The sequence below is a fragment of the Candidatus Sulfotelmatobacter sp. genome (assembly GCA_036500765.1).
Lineage (GTDB): Bacteria > Acidobacteriota > Terriglobia > Terriglobales > Acidobacteriaceae > Sulfotelmatobacter.
On sequence record DASYBM010000010.1, the window covers coordinates 1 to 1,734 of the forward strand.

At 58.1% G+C, this 1,734-nt stretch carries 2 protein-coding genes; both read right to left on the bottom strand.

Features of this window, described 5'->3' with window-relative positions; translation table 11 throughout:
• Window positions 1-26 precede the first annotated feature (26 nt).
• Window positions 27-635: a sugar transferase gene (locus VGM18_13445; GenBank protein HEY3974005.1), complete on the bottom strand. Its 609-nt coding sequence runs from the start codon at window positions 633-635 to the stop codon at window positions 27-29.
• 856 nt (window positions 636-1,491) lie between these two features.
• A partial coding sequence (locus VGM18_13450; protein ID HEY3974006.1) for a hypothetical protein occupies window positions 1,492-1,734 on the bottom strand: 243 nt, incomplete at its 5' end.

The window sequence follows — 1,734 nt, forward strand, 5'->3', positions numbered from 1 at the left end:
CGGCATCGCGATGGGCGGAATCTGCCCTAAAGGATCGCGCTCGGCTGCGGCGGCTTCGCCTTGCTGCGCACCATGCACACCTGCGCGGTCCGCAACATCAACGCGACGTCGCTGCGGAAAGTAGCGCGTTCCGCGTATGCGAAGTCCAGATTGGTCTTGTAGGGCGTCAGCTTGTATTTGCAGAATGCCTCGATCTGTTCTTCGGGAACCTGCCGCAGCATCTCCTCCTCGCAGCGGAAGACCAGCGTCGCCGCGCCGGTAATGCCCGGGCGGAATGGCATGCTCTGCGCCTGACGATGCTGGTGGTCGGGCAGCTTCGGCCGCGGCCCTACCAGGCTCATGTCCCCGAAGAGCACATTGACCAGTTGGGGCAGCTCGTCCAACTTGTAGCGGCGAAGAAGGCGCCCCACTGCGGTGACGCGGCGATCGCCGTGCCGGGTGACAGAAAGCCCCTTTGGCTGCGGCTGGGCCTCCATGGTGCGAAACTTGTAAATGGTGAACAGTTGCCCCAGCCGGCCTACCCGCTCCTGGCGGAAGATGATTGGCCCTGGGGAACTGAGTCGTACGGCGACGGCAAGAAGGGCAAATACCGGCGAGAAAACAAGCAGACCGAAAAAGGCCAGAGTCAGGTCCATGCTCCGGCGTAGCCCACAGAGCGACCACTCACTCCCGTTCGGAAAGACGCTCGGCTCCGCCGCCTCAAACTCGTCGTAAGCAACTGCGGAAGCAGCAGCACTTCCACGTAACCGTTCCTCGCGATGGGGGGCAGCGCTCTTCCGTGAAAAGTCATTCCATAAAGGTTGAACGGAGAGACTACGTGAGGTTTCAAATGAACTCATTCAGTATCCTTGGATACACTTCTTGCCCCTCTGTTCGGCGCCCCGCGGGAGTCCCTTCCCGCTCTGGCGCATTAAGGTCGAGGCCGCATCTTCTTGTTCAGATGCAGCGGGGGAATCGAACATCGGGTTACCCAAGTCCTAATAACGCCATTGAGTGTGTCGCGCCAAACTGCAGCTACCCGCGTCAAGCAATCCATTCCCGTTCACAGCCAGCCCTATCTCATACGTAGATAAGGTACATACTCATCAAAGTATCGTAAAGGAATCGTTACGCACTCCCCTAAGGGGCCGATTGACAACATGGCCAAAAATCGGATTTGTCTGCGGAATCAGTGTAACCTCACGATCGCAAAGATTGCTGTCTTACTACGTGCTCAAATCGACATCGAGTCGCTATAGCTCACGACTTTTCATATATTTACGCATAGACAACAATAGACAATACACCAAAATTCGGGGTTTCCAAGCGTCTTCGATCATGCGAACAAGCTCCGGTAACAGCCGGGACTTCGAATATACGACGGGCACACGAAAATCCGACAGGCCATTTCGCCCGCCAGCGGCTCCGGCATCATTCTAATCGGCAAAAAGGCCGCGCAGCATGACCCCGGTGGCCTTCGCCGATAGGCCGGTCCAGGCGGGGCCGGCTATTTCAGGGCCGCCGGTTCAGCCGCTGTCGTCCCGAATCCAGGATCCAGCCCCACTTCGAGAAATACTTCACCGCCGAGAGGACGTGATGCCACGCCAGCCGGGCATCGCGATACGAGCCCTTCTGATACTCGTGGACGATCGAGACCGCCGGGTAATAAAGCGCGCGGGAGACTGCCAGAATCCTCCGCACCAGATCGACGTCCTCCATATACATGAAGAAGCGCTCATCGAAGAGCCCCACCTG

Bases quoted from the DNA above. Each gene is read 5' to 3' on its own strand.
- VGM18_13445 (HEY3974005.1), bottom strand. From the start codon at position 635: ATGGACCTGACTCTGGCCTTTTTCGGTCTGCTTGTTTTCTCGCCGGTA.